This is a genomic window from Salegentibacter haimaensis, from assembly GCF_054121495.1.
Window position 1 is genome coordinate 46,790 of record NZ_JBSYGH010000015.1, and the last position, 18,326, is coordinate 65,115.

Sequence of the window (18,326 nt, forward strand, 5' to 3'; positions counted from 1 at the left end):
CAATCTCAAGAAAGTTTTTTTAATTTAAATTAGGCAAATCGATATGAAAACAGCTATAATGGGTTTTGGTAATCCAGTACGAAGTGATGATGCTATTGGGATATATGTAATTGAGGAGCTCAAAAAAATTATTGGAGATAATGACAATATAAGTATCCTTGATATGGGTACGGCTGCTTTTGAAGTACTCTTCGGTTTAAAAGGACATCAAAAAATTATTTTAGTAGATGCTGTCATTAATTCTAACGAACCCGTAGGAACTTTATTTAAAGTACCTGCTGAAGAAGTGATGCGTGCTCCACAAGATGACCCTTTGGTATTTTTACACGGAATGAAATGGGATCAAGCCTTGTCATACGCTAAAAAAATTCTACAAGAAGAATATCCAGATGATATTCAGGTGTATTTAATTGCTGTTGAAAACACACGATTAGAGGTAGAATTAAGCAAGGAAGTGCAAAAGGCAGGAGATAGAGTAGTGCAACACATTTTAGAGGATTTACAAATTTCGGTTAATTGATGATATCATTAAAATCCTCACATATCTATATTGATAATGAGCTGGTTAAAAAAATATTTGGCAATATACACTATGCGTATGCTGTTTATAATAGGGAACAAAAAAGGTTATTGATTACTCCTGTTTCAAGTCAGTGGTTTGTAAAAATGAATGAAAAACCAGCGCAGTTTTTGTTAAAAGATCGTAATTTAAAAGGCGATAAAACATTGGCTATTCGTGAAATTTTAATTGATAACGATTTGGAGATTTATGATAGAGAATTAGACTTTGAAGTTATTGAAAAAACGAACCTATTAAAAATTAAGGTGTGACTCAATCTAAAGACGACAAATGGCTGCTAGATGCCGAAGTACAAAGTAAAATAGAATATGTAAATGGACGTTGGCTGGTATCGTTAATTTTTATTGATACCAAAGACCCAAATCGAGTACTGATAAGAGAAATTGGTGATTATCGTTCAGAACGATTGGCAGAAATAGCTGCTTTAAATATGAAAAACACTGCCGCAAAAGATGTACGCGGAACACAAAAAGTAGATAAAGATGCTTACGATTTTAACAACAACTAGTCATTGGCAAGACATCAAAAATGCAATAGCATTGGTAGACCGTTTAGACGAGTTGGTTTCTATTGTTAACAATGCTAACGATGTACGACCATCGTCAAAATGGATTATTGTTGACAACAATATAATTTCAAAACCTTTAGATTGGCACGATACAGAGCCACCCTATATAATTGCTTCAGAAAACTATACAGATAACAATTTATTAGCCTTTGTTTTCTATAGTTTAGGGAACCATCAAAAAGTTTTTGAATATACTTCTGAAGGAAGTTCACTCTACAACAATTTGCTCACCGCAACAAACATCCAATTTGGATACGAAATAAGCCAGGAGGAACATGAAGAGGCTTCCAAAATGAAACACAACCAGTGCATTATAAACCACTACGGAAATTATGCCAATCGTGTTACTTTGGAGCAATTAGCACAAAAATATGAAGACGCCATAGAGACTTCCGAAAATGACGAGTTAAAAATATTTACGGCAAAACAGTACATCAATTTACTTATAGATGTTCAGCAATTTTCAAAAGCAGAAGCCCTAATTCATTCATTACAGAGCAGTGCAATTTCAGAAGAAGCCAAAAACGCACTAAACGTACAATTGGCAACCGTGATGATGCAACAATTGGAAATGCCTTTTGACAGTGAAAAGTTAGTAATCATTCAAAACCTATTTCAAAATGGTATAGCTTTTTATGAAAAACACCATTTAAAGGTTAATGCAGGGTTGTTATTAATAGATGCTTCAGAAATTGCAAATTACCAGCAAGATTTTGTCGCATCCAAAGACTACATCAATAAAGCCATACAATACTTTAAAGAAGAAAACATTCATGAATTTCTTGGTGAAGCTGGACTACGAAAAGCCACCCTACTCTATACTTGGAGCAAAAATGGACAACCCCAATATTATAAACCGGCAATTAATGCATTTCAAGACACATTAAAAGTATTTAAGCGCGATACGCACCCACAAAAATTTGCAGACATCCATCATAAAATGGCGTTGATTTATTCTGAAATCCCTGTGTCGCCAGATGAAAAACCAATGTGGACTGCCTTTTGCGCCTCGTCTTTTAAAGAAGCATTAACATTTTATAATAAACACGAATATCCCTATGAATATGCAATGGTATCCCACAATTACGCTACCGCATTAATAAATTTTCCAGAAGCGAAATTACACAACAATCTCGAAAAATCGTTTGGGTTATTTGAGGAGGCATTACAAATACGAAACGCAGAACAATATCCCTTTGAGCGTGCTTCGACCTTAATTAACCAATTGGAATTGTATTGGTTATTGCACAATGAAACAGATAATGAAATGAAAAGATTAGAAGAAATGAACGCCAAATTAAACGAAATAAAAACTTTGGTAAATGATGCTGATATGCTTAAAAAAGTAGCATTTCACGAAACCAAATTACAATCATTAAAAACACTATTATAGTATGCACGAAACCTCTATTGTAAATAGTATTATGCGCACCTTGGAAATGGAATTTGAAGAAGAGAAACTCAATAAAATGAAAGCTATTCATTTAAAAGTTGGGGTGCTGTCTAACATAGAACCTCGTTTATTGCATAATGCCTATGGGGCATACAACTATTGCGGTTCAAAATATCATAATGTGGCATTACATATAGAATCTACCGATATAAAAATTCAGTGTGAAATCTGCAATCACATTACCAAAGTAGAAAACTATCGATTTTTATGCGAAAACTGTGCACGCCCCAGTAAAAACATAATACAAGGCGAAGAAATGTTAATCCATAAAGTAGAATTTGAAGACTAAAAATAATGAGCATAGAAAAATCAACAAAAGCAGCTCGCGGAACAGTACAGTGCGAGAACACAAACATCAATTTGCTTAAAGCAAATGATTTTGTAGCAGATATTATTAAAAAAGAAATGGCAAAAACCAAAACGCTGTTAGTTAATATTACCTCTTCCGCTGGTAGCGGAAAAACGACATTGATGCAAAAAACAGCCGAAAAGCTAAAAGACAAACTTACTATGGCTGTTATGGTGGGCGATTTAGAAACCGAACGTGACGCGGATCGTATCCGTGAAACAGGAATTTTCGCCTTACAAATTGTAACTGGAGGCATTTGCCATTTAGAAGCTCAAATGATACACCAAGTATTGGACAGGTTCGATTTAGAAAATATCGATTTACTGTTTATTGAAAATGTGGGTAATTTAGTTTGTCCGGCATCTTTTGATTTAGGTGAAGACTACCGCGTTACCTTAATGGCAACTACCGAAGGAGACGATAAGCCAAAAAAATACCCGCGTATGTTTCTAACAAGCGATATGATGTTGGTTTCCAAAGCCGATTTGTTGCCCTATTTACCATTTTCAGTAGAAGCAGTAACCAAAGATGCACGAGAAGTCAATCACGAGTTAGAGGTCATACAAATTTCATCTTTAACAGAAGAAGGTATTGATGCTTGGTGCAATTGGTTGATTGAAAAAGTAAAACAAAAGCAACAGGCATAATGTGCGTAATTTGGTGAGTAAAACATTTAAAATACAAATTAAAGGGCGAGTTCAAGGAGTAGGTTTTCGCCCTTTTGTTTTTAATCTAGCCAAAGAACATCAGCTTAACGGGTCTGTTTCAAATAATGAAGAAGGGGTCATTATTTATTGCAATACTTCCGAAGAGAAAGCAACACAATTTTTAGAACAGATTCTACTAAATAAACCAGAAATTGCTGTAATTACAGCGCATAGTATAGACGAAGTTCCACTAATAAAGTTTGATGATTTTTCAATTGTTATCACAAAAACAAGTGCGCAAATCAATCTACCCTTAACACCAGATTTTGCTATCTGCGAAAACTGTAAAGCAGAAATTTCAGATTCAGGAAACAGGCGTTATAACTATGCATTTACCACTTGTGTGCATTGTGGCCCACGCTATGCCATAACCCAAAAATTCCCTTTTGAAAGAGCACACACCTCATTAACTGAATTTGATATGTGTTCCACTTGTCTTGAAGAATATACCAATCCAACAAACAGACGTTTTCATTCTCAAACCAATTCTTGTAAGTCGTGCGGTATTCAATTACAATTAGTAACCAATTTGGGAGAAACCATTGCTATCAATCAATTAGAATGTATTGAAAAATCTGCTAAACGTTTAATCGAAGGAAATATACTCGCCATAAAGAACACAAATGGTTATGTATTATGTTGCGATGCCTCAAACCCTGAAGCCATTAAAAAATTACGAAAACGAAAAAAAAGACCTAATAAGCCTTTTGCGGTGCTCTACCCTTCTATGGAGTCTATAAAAAAAGATTTTAATGTTTCTAATTATGAAGCAAATGCCTTAAAATCCAGAGTAGCACCTATTGTTATTCTTCAAAACACCAAACACACTCGAATTTCTGTCGATACCATTGCACCCAATCTACATCAAACAGGTGTAATGCTACCTTCTTCAGCACTGTTGGAATTAATCATTAAAAAAGTAGGAATCCCTATTGTTGCCACAAGTGGAAATATCCACGGCTCACCTATTATTTCTAGCGATAATGATGCGCATAAGCAGTTAAATGAAGTTGCCGATTATTTTCTGCATCATAATCTCGACATCCAGTTTCCTCAAGACGATTCAGTAGTAACCTTTGCAGAAGGTAGTCAACTTATTTTAAGGCGTTCAAGAGGATTGGCTCCAAATTATATTAACACTACAATCAACTCTAAAAAGCCCATTTTAGCAATGGGAGCCCATTTAAAAAGCACCTTTACTTTTGTGCCAAACGCACAAGCGTATGTGAGTCAATATTTTGGTAATTTAGATAGCTATGAAGTTATAAAACGTTTTCAAGCGACCATCGAAAACTACGTTTCTTTGTTTGAAATAGAGCCCAAAACAATTCTTATTGATAAACATCAACAATATCAAAGTAGCATTTTGGGTAAGGAATTAGCTTCGCAGTTGAGTGCAGAAATTCAAGAAATTCAACATCATAAAGCTCATTTTGCAAGTGTTTTAGGCGAAAACAACTTATTTGCTTCCGAAGAAAAAATACTGGGCATTGTTTGGGATGGTACAGGTTTAGGTGATGATAACCATATTTGGGGAGGTGAATTTTTCACTTATCAAGGCAATAAAATAGAGCGTTTAACCCATTTTGAATACTACGATTGGTTAGCCAATGATAAAATGGCGAAAGAACCACGTTTAACATTGTTTAGCCTTTTAGATTCTGAACATAGAAGTTTTATAAAAGGTAAGTTTTCTGAAACCGAGTGGAATATTTATTCAAGTATGATAAAAACGAACACTCTTAAAACATCATCAGTAGGTAGATTGTTTGATGCGGTAGCTTCAGCGTTGGATTTAGTTGACCTAAATACGTTTGAAGCAGAAGCTGCTATGCAACTTGAAACCTGTGCAAAAAGCTATTCCAAAAGTTATTATATTGATTTTTTGTATAAAAAGAATTATGGCAAAATCCCATCGAAACACATTATTCAATCAATTGTAAAAGCCTATAATGAAGGATTTTGTAAAGAACGGTTGGCATATAGTTTTATATACACATTGGCAAAAAGTATAATAAATGTTGCTAAAACCAATGAAATCAAAACCATTGCTTGCAGTGGAGGTGTATTTCAAAATTCACTATTGGTTTCTATGCTCAATCAAATGGCAAAAAAAGAAAATATTAATTTAAAATTAAATTGTAAATTGTCTGCTAACGATGAGAATGTCTCTTTTGGGCAATTAATGTATCATCAACATATAAAAAATTAGAACAATGTGTTTAGCAATTCCTGGAAAAATAAAAAGTATAGAATTACAACATAATGGTTTGGTCCGAATGGCAAAAGTTTCCTTTGGTGGTATAACCAAAGAAGCCAGTTTAGAAATGTTGCCAGATGCAAAAATTGATGATTATGTGTTGGTGCACGTGGGTGTCGCCATTAGTAAAGTTAATGAGGAAGAAGCAAAAAAAACCTTCAAATATTTAGAAGAAATTGGAGAATTAGGAGAACTTGAAGATGTAGAAGATTATCTTCCTAAAAAAGATGAACAATGAAATATTTAAGCGAATACAGAGACCCTGAATTAGCAAAGCAGTATCTCGAAGAAATAAAGAAAACCGTAACACAACCTTGGTCTATAATGGAAGTTTGTGGCGGACAAACCCATAGTTTAGTAAAAAATGGAATTATAGATATGTTACCAAAAGAGGTCACAATGATTCACGGACCAGGTTGTCCTGTATGTGTAACACCTCTCAATTTAATTGATAAAGCCATTCATTTAGCATTAAACGAAAATGTTATTCTTTGTTCTTTTGGCGATATGCTACGTGTCCCAGGTTCTAAAATCAACCTTTTGGAAGCCAAGGCAAAAGGTGGAGATATCCGTATTCTATACTCGCCATTAGAAGCAGTAAAAATTGCAGAAGACAATCCAAATAAAGAAGTTGTGTTTTTTGCCGTTGGGTTTGAAACAACAGCGCCTGCCAATGCCTTATCGGTTATTCACGCGCATAGAAAAGGCCTGAAAAACTACGCTATACTTGCTTCACACGTGCTGGTGCCACCAGCCATAAAAGCAGTCATAGATGACGAGGAAAGCAAAATAGATGGTTTTTTAGCAGCCGGTCACGTATGTACCATTATGGGAAATTCTGAATATCATCCATTGTCAGAACATTATAAAGTGCCTATTGTGGTAACTGGTTTTGAACCTTTGGATGTGTTACAAGGTATCTTAATGGTAATTAGACAGTTAGAAGCTAATAAAGCCAAAGTTGAGAACCAATATTCAAGAATTGTTAGAGAAGAAGGAAATACGGAAGCACAAAAAATGATTTTTGAAGTTTTCGAAATTAAAAACCAAATGTGGCGTGGTATAGGAGAAATTCCAGAAAGTGGATATGCCGTTAGAAAAGAGTATGCTGCCTTTGATGCCAACAAAAAGTTTAGTATAACCATTGAGGAAGCACCGGAACACCCAGATTGTATTTCGGGTCAAATTATGAAAGGGATAAAAAAGCCTTTCGAATGTGCCCAGTTTGGAAAAAAATGCAAACCTTCATTCCCTCTTGGAGCACCTATGGTAAGTAGCGAAGGAGCTTGTGCCGCCTACTACCATTTTTCAGGTTTAATTGAAGCTTAATACATCTTAAATAATTATCAATGTCGGATTCAAAAAAAATACGAATGCAACTGCAATGCCCAATGCCAAAATTAGATTTTGATGTAATTACATTGGGTCACGGCAGCGGAGGTTCTCTAACCAACAAATTATTAGATAGTGGTGTTTTCGACCTATTAAGCAATGATGTTTTAGATAAAAGACATGATGGTGCTTTTTTAGAATTGAATGGAAAAATGGCATTCTCAACAGACAGCTTTTTAGTATCCCCTATTTTTTTTCCTGGAGGTAATATTGGTGAATTGGCTGTTAATGGTACTGTTAATGATATAGCTATGTGTGGAGCAATACCAAAGTATCTATCATTAAGTTTTATTCTTGAAGAAGGTTTAAAAATGACTGAATTTTGGGAAATTTTAGTTGCTATTAAACAAGCTTGTGAAAAAGCTAATGTAAAAGTTGTTACGGGAGATACTAAAGTTGTAGAAAAAGGTAAAGGTGATAAAGTGTTTATTAATACATCTGGAATAGGTGCTATTCATCCTAGCGCAAACATTAGTAAAGAGAATATTAAAATAGGTGATAAGATAATTGTTAGTGGCAATATTGCAACTCATGGTATGGCTATCATGTCAGTTCGTGAAGGCTTGGAATTTGATTCAACTATTGAAAGCGATACCACTAATCTCAATCACACTATCATTCACCTCATCGAAAAATTCGGAAAAGGCATTCACCTTTTAACCGACCCAACACGTGGAGGTGTAGCTACGATATTAAAAGAAATTGCATTATCGACAAATATTGGAATAGACATTTTTCAAAAGGATTTACCTATAGATGATCACGTTGCCAGTGCTTGCGAGCTATTAGGATTAGACCCACTTTATGTTGCCAATGAAGGGCTATTTATAGCATTTGTAGATAGTTCTATTGAAGATGATTTTCTTCAAACGCTTCAAAAAAATGAAAACGGAAAAGATGCAAAAGTCATTGGAACTGTTGTTGAAGCACATCAAAGACAGGTCATTTTAGAAAGTGCCATTGGCGGAAAACGTGTCGTAAGTATGTTACCAGGTGAGCAATTACCCAGAATTTGTTAATCTATGGATTATTCTACTTTAGGTAATAAAGTTGCTAAAGCATACACATTTAAAGGCTCAAAGCATAAACCCTTTTTAGCACCAAGAGGTGTGTTTGTAGCTAATAATATGCTGTTTGTTTCTGACACAGGACAAAATAGAGTGTTTATTTGGAATACGATTCCAACAACAGAATTTGCCGAACCCGATGTGATTTTAGGTCAGGAACTTATTGAAGATTCTGGTAGAAATTCCAATGCTTCAGTGAGTTCAAAAACATTGCATTACCCTTCTGGTTTATGGAGTGATGGTGAAAAATTAATAGTTGCTGATGCCTGGAATCATCGTGTATTAATATGGCACACTTTGCCAACAAAAAATGCGCAACCAGCAGACGTTGTTTTGGGGCAACCTAACTTTGAAACGAATCAACCCAATGTAGAAGGACAAGCAGCTAATCCCAAAGCCAACACATTAAATTGGCCTTATGGTGTGTTTTCGGATGGGAAAAGTCTTTGGGTTGCTGATACTGGAAACAGGCGCGTTTTGTTTTTTGATGACATTCCAATAGAAAATTTTGCAGCAGCAGACAAGGTTATTGGTAAACCCGATTTTAATACCAGAGACTATGAAAACAACGACCCTATTTGGCCGTATTCTGTTAAAATAAGTGTAAATGGAGTATTGGCCATTGCAGATACCCAATTTTACAGGATTCTGGTTTGGAACGATAAAAATAATGCTTTTAGTAAGCCAGCAAATATCATTATTGGACAAGATAATTTTGATGCTTGTGGGCAAAATCAATTTAGATTATCTCCCGAAGCAAATACACTAAATTGGACTTACGATGCTTGTTTCTACAAAGAAGGTATTTTGGTGAATGATACTGGAAACAGTCGCGTATTAGGCTTTGATAGTATTCCAAAAACCAATAATGCTCCGGCCGACTGGCTTATTGGTCGCCCAGATTTTCAAACCAGTAGTGAATACAAAGGCAATTTAACAGGAACGCAAAGTGCTATTTATTGGCCTTTTTCTATCACTACATTTAATGATAAACTATTTTTAGCTGATACAGGAAATCACAGAATAATAATTTGTGATTTATAAACTTAAATACAACCAATATATTCCAATTACAATAGCAAACAATCCTCCTGCAAAACGAATCCCCTTAAAAAAGCTATCATTATGTTGATTCTTTGAATACGACGTTAGCTTTCCAAGAATTAAAGCATAAGCAGACATTGCTAAAACTGTTCCGATAGCAAAGCCTATAATGTATTGAATTCCTTCAGAATTATCTTCATAACCCAATACAGGCAACAATAGTAAAAAATGCGAAACGCCAGCCAATCCGTGTAAAAAACCTATTCCCAAAGAAGATAATATATTTTGCTTTACAATTTTATCATGAGTATGCCCATGACCTTCATTATGATTATGTGTATGTTCGTGTATGTGAGCATACGTTTCTTTTTCAGCATGCACATGTGGATGTAAGTGTTTCTTTTTCTTATTAAAAATGCGATAAAATGCCCAAAGCCCAACACCTATTAACACTAAAGCGACCAATTGCTCACTATATGCAGAAATAGCATCCACTGGAATTACGTCTTTAAATACAAGAAATAGCACACCAATAAGTAGCATACCTAACAAATGCCCAAGCCCCCAGAATAATCCTATTTTCCATGCTTTTCTTTTAGTTTCTATAACCAAAGGTGTAACGGCTGCCAAATGATCTGGCCCAGAAATAACGTGAAGCATTGAAGCGAGAGTACCAGCTATAATTGGAAAATTTATCATACGTCTTCTAACTTTTTGGAAATATAACAAAAATTTATACTTATATTTCACGAAATAAGAACATGTAATTTTATTATTAATTTAAAACTAATGATATAAAATTTATTAATATTGTTTCAATACTAGTATAGGAAGTAACCGAAAATCTTATTTTGTCTCTCATATGCGTCTCAATAGGCTCTAAGCCCAATAAAATAAAATATTGTTACTTTTTGTATCGGGTAATATTTTCGATTCTAAAGTTGATAAGTTTATTAGTGAAGATGCTCTGAAAAGCTCTTCTGCCAAGTTAGTTGAAAAGGGTGATATTTTGTATGCCTTATATGGAGCCAATAGTGGTGATATTGCAATTTCCAAAATTGCTGGAGCTATAAATCAAGCTATTCTATGTATTAGGACTGAAGAGAATAAAAACTTTTTACACCAAATTTTATCTTTTAAAAAAACGTCAATTGTAAATACCTATCTACAAGGTGGTCAAGGGAATTTATCTGCTAAAATTGTTAAAACATTAAAAGTTGCATTTCCACCCCTCCCCGAACAACAAAAAATAGCCCAGTTCCTCACAGCTATAGATACTCGCATTCAAAACCTTGAGAAAAGGAAAGACCTTTTAGAACAATACAAAAAAGGCGTGATGCAAAAGATCTTTAAGCAGGAGCTGAGGTTTAAGGATGATTATGGAAAGGAGTTTCCGGAGTGGGAAAAAATGAAATTGTCGGCTCTTAGTGATAGAGTTACCCGTAAAAATAAAATAAACAACCAAAATGTTCTTACTATATCCGCGCAAATGGGGTTAGTTAACCAATTAAAGTATTTTAATAGGTCCGTATCTTCTAAAAATTTAAAGGGCTACTATTTGATTCAAAAAGATGATTTCGCATATAATAAAAGCTATTCAACCGGCTATCCTATGGGAGCAATTAAAAGACTTAAAAACTATCCAGAAGGCGTGGTATCTACACTTTATATTTGTTTTAGATTTAATAATAAAGTTTCAAATAGTTTTATTGAGCAATATTTTGATAGTGGTTTACAAAATCGAGAAATTAAAAAAGTAGCACAAGAAGGCGCAAGAAATCACGGTTTATTAAATATAGGGGTACAGGATTTTTTTGATATTAGAATGAATATACCTTGTATAGAAGAACAACAAAAGATAGCCGATTTCTTATCGGCTATAGACGAGAAAATAGCTTTAACCACCCAACAAATAGAAAAGAGCAAAATCTATAAAAAGGGCCTGCTGCAACAAATGTTTGTATAGCTGTAAAACAATGTAACAGAGATGTAACTAAGCGATAATTTATGACTGTAACCCCCGGTAAAATAGGAGTTTTTAGATGTAACTAGTAAGTAACTATTTAAAAGAAACCAATAAAAACAATCTAATAAATAAAACTTTTGTGGGCCTGGTATCCTTTTTGTATATTTAGATGTATTGCTAAAATTTATATAAACACTTTGTGAAATTTACTTTTAGCGTTACATTTGTCCACTGAGTTATACTCAAAAAAATCTAAGAATTATGGAAACGATGCTTGACAGGCTTAAGAAGTACTTTGAAAATACTTCTAATGAGCAGGTGATGAAGGACTGGAAGCAAACCGAAGAATACGACGAAATTGATAGTCCTTCTATTGAAACTTTTATACGGGAATCTAAACTGTTAATTGAAGTCGGAAAGTTGGAGGAAACTTTACCGCCCGAAAATTTTATTAATAACTTTGAAAATCCGAACTTTAGTTCGGATTTTTTTTTACCCAAAATTTAAATAATGGAAAACACAAAACGGGCAAGTTTCTCAATAGAGAAATACTACTTTAATCAAGTTCATATTGATATGGATCACCGCAAAGGGGATGATTTATACGTGAATTTTGAGCCATCTGGAATATTCTACCCGAAGGATAAAAAATATAACCTTTCATTTATTTTTTCAGCCTTATCCTCAAAAGAGGAAGGAACAAAACCCTTTGTAATTGTAAAATGTATTGGGGTTTTTGACTTTAAAGAAGTTCATAGCCTGGATGATATACCTGAGTTTTTTTACAGAAATAGTATCGCCATTCTTTTTCCTTATATGCGGGCCTATGTTAGTATGGTAACCAATCAGGCCAACATACAACCGGTAATGTTACCTACCTTAAATCTTACCTCTTTAGAAAAGCCCCTAAGAGAAAATACAATTGTAAAATAAGCTCAACTTATTTTGAAAAATACCAAAATTTACCAAACCTTAAAAGATAAGGAGAACCCGGATGAAATTGAGACGAACGGCCCGTTTCCATGCAACTGGAGAAATTCCTGGTTAGGTGATGGTTATTATTTTTGGGATACCTTTATAGAAAACGCCCATTGGTGGGGAGAAGTACACTGCGATAATTGCTATATAATTTGCGAAGCTTTTGTTGATCTAGACGATAATAATTGTTTTGACCTGGTTGGGAATACAAGACATATGGAAGATTTCCATAAGAGTATAAATTTTATGAGATCTAAAAGCCTTATTTCTGCAAATACCACCGTAAGTAGGGTTCTGAAATTTATGCAGGAGAATGATTTATTCCTAAATTATAAAGCGATAAGAGTCTTTGGAATTAATTCTAAAAGCCGGGATTATCAGCCTAATTATCGCATCGTATTTGAGCCTGGAAAGAATTACCAATACTTACACTACAAACCCGAAATACAACTTTGTTTATTAAAATTACCGGATGTTAATTTTCGGGAATATAGAATAGTGTACCCTGATATCTATAATCAGGATTACGCCGTATAAAAAAAGCAAATTAAAGTGTCCGCTACCCAATCAGAACAAATTCTAGAGAATAAATTAGTTGATCAATTACAAAGCCTGGGATATAAAAAGGTTGTCATACCCAATGAGGATGCATTACTGGCCAACCTTAAAACTCAATTAGAAAAACATAATAATATAAGTTTTTCTGAAGATGAGTTCGCCCGGGTTTTAAATATTTTAAGCAAGGGTTCTGTCTTTGAAAAAGCTAAAACCCTTAGGGAAAAACAGCATATTATTCGTGATAACGGGGATAATCTCTACTTCGAATTTTTAAACACCATTCATTGGTGTCAAAATCATTATCAGGTTACCCACCAGGTTACGATAGATGGCAATTACAAGAACCGCTATGATGTAACCTTATTAGTGAATGGGCTGCCCCTGGTGCAAATCGAATTAAAGAGAAGAGGCCTGGAGATGAAGGAAGCCTTCAACCAGGTGAATCGCTATCAGCGACATTCTTTTGGAAGTAACTCGGCACTCTACCAATACGTTCAAATCTTCATTATTAGTAACGGGGTAAATACCAAATACTACGCTAACAACAGGCATCAATCTTTCAAACAAACTTTTTATTGGTCAAACAAAGAAAATAAACGCCTTACCAACATTTTAAATGGTTTTACAAGTGAATTTTTAGAGCCTTGCCATATCTCGAAAATGATTTGTAAGTATATCGTTTTAAATGAAACCAATAAAATTTTAATGGTGCTAAGGCCGTATCAGTTTTACGCGGTAGAGGCGATGATCGATAAGGTGAAAAACAGCACCCATAACGGTTATATTTGGCATACCACAGGTTCAGGAAAAACGCTCACCTCTTTTAAGGCCAGTCAGATAATTATGCAAATGCCACAGGTGAAAAAAGTGGTGTTTGTGGTGGATAGGAAGGATCTCGATTACCAAACTACCAAGGAGTTCAATTCGTTTTCAAAGGGTAGTATAGATGGCACAGATAATACCAAAGCCCTGGTTGATCAGTTTGAAGATGATACCAAATTGATCGTAACTACAATCCAGAAATTGAATACGGCCATTAGTAAAAAGCGCTATTTGCAAAAAATGCAGAACCTGCAGGATGAGCCCATAGTCTTTATTTTCGATGAATGTCACCGCAGTCAGTTTGGTGATACCCATAATCGGATAAAGAGCTTCTTTAATAATCACCAGATGTTTGGTTTTACCGGAACGCCCATCTTTGCAGATAATGCTGCAAAAAACGACTTAGGTAAGCGAACAACAAAGGACCTTTTCGGGGATTGCCTTCACAAATATGTTATTACCGATGCCATTAAAGATGAAAACGTCCTAAAATTTGCTGTTGAATATGTTGGGAAGTTCAGGCAAAAGGATAGCGCCACCGAAATAGACGTGGAGGTTGAAGATATAGACCGCAAGGAACTTATGGAATCTACTGAGCGGATAGACAGAATTGTAGATTACATAATTGCCAATCACAATAGAAAAACCCATAGCCGTGAATTTACTGCAATGTTATGTGTGAGCAGTACCGATGTGTTGGTTAAGTATTATGATCTCTTTCGAAAGAAAAAGGAAGAAGGAAGACATAATTTGAAAATAGCGACAATTTTCAGTTATGTAGCCAATGAAGATGACGCCGATGCAAATGGTTTTATTCCCGAAGAAGTTTCGGTAGTAGAAGAATCGCCTGTACTTTATGGCTTACATCAACATAAACGGGATAAGTTAGAAAGTTATATTGGCGACTATAACCAGATGTTTGGATCCAATTTTTCTACTAAAGACAGCCAGTCTTTTTATAATTATTACAACGATATTTCAAAGAAGGTTAAGGATCGAAAAATAGATATTCTCTTAGTAGTAAATATGTTTCTTACCGGTTTTGATAGCCCGGCGCTTAATACTTTGTATGTAGATAAAAATCTTCGCTATCACGGATTGATTCAGGCGTATTCCAGGACCAACCGAATTATAAATGAACAAAAATCCCAGGGTGAAATAGTAGTATTCCGTAATCTAAAAAAGCTTACTGATGAGGCGATTACGCTTTTTAGCAATAAAGAGGCAATAGAGAATATCATAATGAAACCCTACGAGGATTATATAAAGAAGTTCAATGAAGCCTATATCGCACTTTTGGGGATTACCCCTACTGTTAAAAGCGTGGACGATCTGGTAAGCGAAGAAGACGAATTAGAATTTATTAAAGCCTTTCGGGAAGTGATGCGGCTTAAAAACACAATGGGCACCTTTGCCGATTTCGATTGGGAAGACCTGGCGATGAATGCCCAGCAATTTGAAGATTACAAAAGTAAATATCTGGATCTTCACGATAAGGTAAAAACTGATCACAGCAAGGAAAAAGTTTCAATTCTGGAAGATGTAGATTTTGAACTGGAATTAATTCACCGGGATGAAATAAATGTCACTTATATTCTGAAATTACTGGCAGAACTAAAAGATACCAAAGAGTCTGAAAAGCAGCGTAAAAAGAAAGAAGTAGTAGATTTAATTGCCGGAGAAACCAATTTAAGAAGCAAAAGAGAACTCATTGAAAAGTTCATCGAAGAAAACCTACCCCGGGTAACCGATACTGATGAAATTCCCGAAGAATTTGAACAATTTTGGTCTGCAGAACAACAAAAAGCATTTATTAAATTAATAGAAGAAGAAAATTTAGATAAAGAAAAAACCCAGAAACTTATCGAAGATTATCTTTTTGCTGAAAGAGAGCCCTTAAGAGATGAACTCCTTAACTTACTTAAAACAGAAAAACCATCTGTGCTGCATCGTAAAAAAATCGGGGATAGATTGCTTAAAAAAATAGTAGGCTTTGTTGAGACATTTATTAATGGGATGGATAATTGAGTCTAAGGAATGTAAATCGCTTTATAATAAGGATATAAAATGAAATTAAACTAATAACCTATGCCGTCAATTAAATACCAACGTAAATTAATAGGAGTAGAAAAAAAATTGGGCTTTTTATATATTCCTGCGGGGGTTAGAGAGATGTTGCCTAATGAAAATGCTGAAATAAAGATATTATTTCCCGGAGAAAATAAACCGAAAGCTAAAAGTTATAACTCAGACCACAATAGAATATTTGGTTTAACCCCTTTCTATAGAAAACACAACTTAGCTGCCGGTGACATGATTTCGGTAGAAGTCTCTGTAGATTTAATTACGATCAGCTTAGAGGAAAAGGCGAAAATAGAAGATTCGGAAGAAAAGGAAGATGAAAATTTTATAGACATCTCTGGCCTGTCTTCCCAGTCTAAAGGAAATATTGGTGAAGATAGAGTAAAGGAAATAATTTTGCTCTACAGCCAGGGTCTTTTGAACGTATATAAACCGGTAATTGATGATCGGGGCATTGACTTAATTGTACTTAAGGAAAAAATATACAACCCCATTTATATTCAGGTAAAATCAAGGTTTAATGTGCAAAAAAGAAATCGGTTAATCCTTACTATTAACGGTAACACCTTTAAGCCGCACCACTCCTATTACGTTATTGGGCTTATGTTCAATCCGGAAAAGATGGAAATGGATGAAAATATTCTATTTATTCCTTCAAAAGAAATACCTGAATTGGCAAGTCAGTTAAGCGATGGAAATTGGAGAGTAACTGTATCCTTATCCAATGGCAAGACCACCGGTAAATACAAAAAGTATTTTGTGACCAAAGAAGAACTCGTAAACCGACTTCTGGAACGAATTGATTTGGTGAATGAGATTGTGAATTAAATTCTTTAGTTAATCAGATTCTCCCCGTAAACTCTTGAATTCAAAAATTAATTACACTATCCAAAGCATCATCTGCATCTCTATGAATAAAGTTGGCCTGGTAATTTAGCGTGGTTTTTAGGTCACTATGTCGGTAAAGCTTTTGAAGCATTAAGGGGTGTATTTTATCTCCGGCTATATTTCCAAAAGTATGACGGGCTATGTGGTTTGAGAGGTTTTTGTCTATTTCACACTCGTCAGCTATTCGTTTAAGGAATTTATTTAAAACCTTAGTAGCGTTCCTCATTTTAAGAAATACGCTTTTTGGATCCTGTTGATCAGCATCTTTTAAAAATGGAAAAATATAGCCATTGTTTTCCACCTTGTCCATCAGGTAGAGGTTAAAGATGGTTTTGGCTTTGTTCGGGACTTTAAAGCTCAATGGTTTTTCATTCTTATTCATCACATAGTAAAGACGGCCATCTTTTAGATCGGTCCACTTCAAGGCTACAACATCCGAAATTCTTATTCCTGCAAAGTAGAAAGAAACAAGCCATACATTCCTGGTATGCCATATCGAAGTATGACTTTCCACTTCAAGATTTTCTATTCTGGTAACTTCCTCAGCAGTCAGTCCAATTTTATTTCCAGACCCAATTCTTATTTTTTCTTTTTCGCCCGCGAAAGGATAATACTTTTGAGAAACAATCCCGTCTTTTATAGCAACATTGAAAAGTGTTCTAATAAAAATAAGCTGGTTTGTGATAGTTCGGGTTTTATGTCCCATATAAGTAGAGCAAAAGACCTTATACTTGTTTAGAAATGATTCATTCATTTCCCGAAACTCGAGCCGTGTATTTTTCTTAAAATAGATAATGGCCTCCTCAAAAGTATATTGACCTTTTCTGGTTTTACTCACTCGTACTCGTCTTCGCTCTTTTATTGATTTTATAACCTCCTCTTTCTTTTGACTGGTTTTGAGGTTCAGAAATTCTTCCAGGTTATAAAGAATAGACAGCTCAGATTTCGCAACAGAAAAAGTTCCTTTATCATATTTCTGTTTTACACGTTCAGCCGCTACTGAAAAGAATGATTGAGAACCTCCCGGCCCTTTGAGTTTGTTTTTAATCTGTCTGGGCGTCAAATCATCTTCTGAATGAAAATACAAATCCTGGGCTTCGGTCATTTTCTTATTGAGAAAATAGTTGAGCTTCTTGTGGTTGGGATGGCTCTTTTTTACTTTTTTCAAAGTTTCATCCCAATCTTTCTCTAAAATCGAATGGCCCAAAAAGTGGTAATTGGTCTTGTAATTTTCACTTATTCTAAGGGCAAGAGGAATAGTGCCATTTTTCTTGATTTTATTGGGGCGTAAGACTACCTGAATATTTGCCATAACCATCTAATTTTTAATGTTTTAAATATAAGGTTATTTTTCAAAAAAGGGTACAGAATAGGTACAGAATAATTCCATTTTACCTGCTATTTCTTGATATCAATAAAAATGTGAATCTCTGGAAATCATAGTGTTTACGGGTGTTTGGCAGATTTTACTGTTCCTCTAATTCCAGCTCATAACCCGAAGGTCACTGGTTCGAGTCCAGTTCCCGCTACACAGAGAAGAGGCTGTCTGAAAAGGCAGTCTCTTTTTTATTGGAAATAATTCAGGATAGTATTATTTTCATGGTATGAAAGC

Annotated in this window: 19 protein-coding genes; 17 read left to right on the top strand and 2 right to left on the bottom strand. The window is 34.8% G+C overall.

Features of this window, described 5'->3' with window-relative positions:
* Positions 1 to 43 precede the first annotated feature (43 nt).
* The 11 genes from ACW6QP_RS13345 to ACW6QP_RS13395 are packed head-to-tail and all read left to right on the top strand — an operon-like array spanning position 44 to position 9,420.
* Positions 44 to 520, top strand: a complete 477-nt coding sequence (locus tag ACW6QP_RS13345; RefSeq protein ID WP_457911361.1) for a hydrogenase maturation protease — start codon at positions 44 to 46, stop codon at positions 518 to 520.
* Complete coding sequence (locus ACW6QP_RS13350) at positions 520 to 831, top strand: hypothetical protein (protein ID WP_457911362.1); 312 nt, start codon at positions 520 to 522, stop codon at positions 829 to 831. The genes ACW6QP_RS13345 and ACW6QP_RS13350 overlap by 1 nt, the downstream gene beginning before the upstream one ends.
* A complete protein-coding gene (locus tag ACW6QP_RS13355) occupies positions 828 to 1,088 on the top strand; it encodes a hypothetical protein (protein ID WP_457911363.1) in 261 nt (86 codons plus the stop codon). The genes ACW6QP_RS13350 and ACW6QP_RS13355 overlap by 4 nt, the downstream gene beginning before the upstream one ends.
* Positions 1,063 to 2,541 (top strand): hypothetical protein, encoded by a 1,479-nt coding sequence (locus ACW6QP_RS13360; protein ID WP_457911364.1) that lies wholly within the window; start codon positions 1,063 to 1,065, stop codon positions 2,539 to 2,541. Before ACW6QP_RS13355 ends, ACW6QP_RS13360 begins: the two co-directional genes overlap by 26 nt.
* Position 2,542: 1 nt before the next feature.
* On the top strand, positions 2,543 to 2,890 hold the full coding sequence (locus ACW6QP_RS13365) for a hydrogenase maturation nickel metallochaperone HypA/HybF (protein ID WP_457911365.1): 348 nt from the start codon (positions 2,543 to 2,545) through the stop codon (positions 2,888 to 2,890).
* Positions 2,891 to 2,895: 5 nt separating this feature from the next.
* Complete coding sequence (hypB, locus tag ACW6QP_RS13370) at positions 2,896 to 3,597, top strand: hydrogenase nickel incorporation protein HypB (RefSeq protein WP_457911366.1); 702 nt, start codon at positions 2,896 to 2,898, stop codon at positions 3,595 to 3,597.
* 13 nt (positions 3,598 to 3,610) lie between these two features.
* Entirely contained in the window at positions 3,611 to 5,869 is a 2,259-nt protein-coding gene (gene hypF / locus ACW6QP_RS13375) for a carbamoyltransferase HypF (protein ID WP_457911367.1), read from the top strand.
* 4 nt (positions 5,870 to 5,873) lie between these two features.
* On the top strand, positions 5,874 to 6,155 hold the full coding sequence (locus ACW6QP_RS13380; protein WP_457911368.1) for a HypC/HybG/HupF family hydrogenase formation chaperone: 282 nt from the start codon (positions 5,874 to 5,876) through the stop codon (positions 6,153 to 6,155).
* Positions 6,152 to 7,246 carry a hydrogenase formation protein HypD gene (gene hypD / locus ACW6QP_RS13385; RefSeq protein ID WP_457911369.1) on the top strand — a complete coding sequence of 365 codons (1,095 nt, stop codon included), beginning with the start codon at positions 6,152 to 6,154 and terminating at the stop codon, positions 7,244 to 7,246. Before ACW6QP_RS13380 ends, hypD begins: the two co-directional genes overlap by 4 nt.
* A 20-nt stretch (positions 7,247 to 7,266) precedes the next feature.
* Positions 7,267 to 8,328, top strand: a complete 1,062-nt coding sequence (gene hypE, locus ACW6QP_RS13390; protein ID WP_457911370.1) for a hydrogenase expression/formation protein HypE — start codon at positions 7,267 to 7,269, stop codon at positions 8,326 to 8,328.
* 3 nt (positions 8,329 to 8,331) lie between these two features.
* On the top strand, positions 8,332 to 9,420 hold the full coding sequence (locus ACW6QP_RS13395; RefSeq protein ID WP_457911371.1) for a hypothetical protein: 1,089 nt from the start codon (positions 8,332 to 8,334) through the stop codon (positions 9,418 to 9,420).
* On the opposite strand, the gene ACW6QP_RS13400 is transcribed toward ACW6QP_RS13395, so the two are convergent.
* Entirely contained in the window at positions 9,415 to 10,119 is a 705-nt protein-coding gene (locus ACW6QP_RS13400) for an urease accessory protein UreH domain-containing protein (RefSeq protein ID WP_457911372.1), read from the bottom strand. The two genes, ACW6QP_RS13395 and ACW6QP_RS13400, sit on opposite strands and share 6 nt — an antisense overlap.
* A gap of 202 nt (positions 10,120 to 10,321) precedes the next feature.
* Here ACW6QP_RS13400 and ACW6QP_RS13405 point away from each other — a divergent pair, with 202 nt between their 5' ends.
* The 6 genes from ACW6QP_RS13405 to ACW6QP_RS13430 all read left to right on the top strand — a co-directional run bounded on the left by ACW6QP_RS13405 (position 10,322) and on the right by ACW6QP_RS13430 (position 16,654).
* A complete protein-coding gene (locus ACW6QP_RS13405; protein WP_457911373.1) occupies positions 10,322 to 11,386 on the top strand; it encodes a restriction endonuclease subunit S in 1,065 nt (354 codons plus the stop codon).
* Positions 11,387 to 11,647: 261 nt separating this feature from the next.
* The gene (locus ACW6QP_RS13410; RefSeq protein WP_457911374.1) at positions 11,648 to 11,893 is read left to right on the top strand and encodes a hypothetical protein; all 246 of its coding nucleotides are present in this window, start codon (positions 11,648 to 11,650) and stop codon (positions 11,891 to 11,893) included.
* A gap of 3 nt (positions 11,894 to 11,896) precedes the next feature.
* Positions 11,897 to 12,319 (top strand): protein-export chaperone SecB, encoded by a 423-nt coding sequence (locus tag ACW6QP_RS13415; RefSeq protein WP_457911375.1) that lies wholly within the window; start codon positions 11,897 to 11,899, stop codon positions 12,317 to 12,319.
* A gap of 12 nt (positions 12,320 to 12,331) precedes the next feature.
* Positions 12,332 to 12,901, top strand: coding sequence for a hypothetical protein (locus ACW6QP_RS13420; protein ID WP_457911376.1), 570 nt, complete (start codon positions 12,332 to 12,334; stop codon positions 12,899 to 12,901).
* A gap of 15 nt (positions 12,902 to 12,916) precedes the next feature.
* Positions 12,917 to 15,772: a type I restriction endonuclease subunit R gene (locus ACW6QP_RS13425; protein WP_457911377.1), complete on the top strand. Its 2,856-nt coding sequence runs from the start codon at positions 12,917 to 12,919 to the stop codon at positions 15,770 to 15,772.
* Between the two features lie 60 nt (positions 15,773 to 15,832).
* Positions 15,833 to 16,654: a hypothetical protein gene (locus ACW6QP_RS13430; RefSeq protein WP_457911378.1), complete on the top strand. Its 822-nt coding sequence runs from the start codon at positions 15,833 to 15,835 to the stop codon at positions 16,652 to 16,654.
* Positions 16,655 to 16,694: 40 nt separating this feature from the next.
* Here ACW6QP_RS13430 and ACW6QP_RS13435 read toward each other — a convergent pair whose 3' ends face one another.
* Positions 16,695 to 18,026, bottom strand: coding sequence for a tyrosine-type recombinase/integrase (locus ACW6QP_RS13435; RefSeq protein ID WP_457911379.1), 1,332 nt, complete (start codon positions 18,024 to 18,026; stop codon positions 16,695 to 16,697).
* Positions 18,027 to 18,326: the final 300 nt, after the last annotated feature.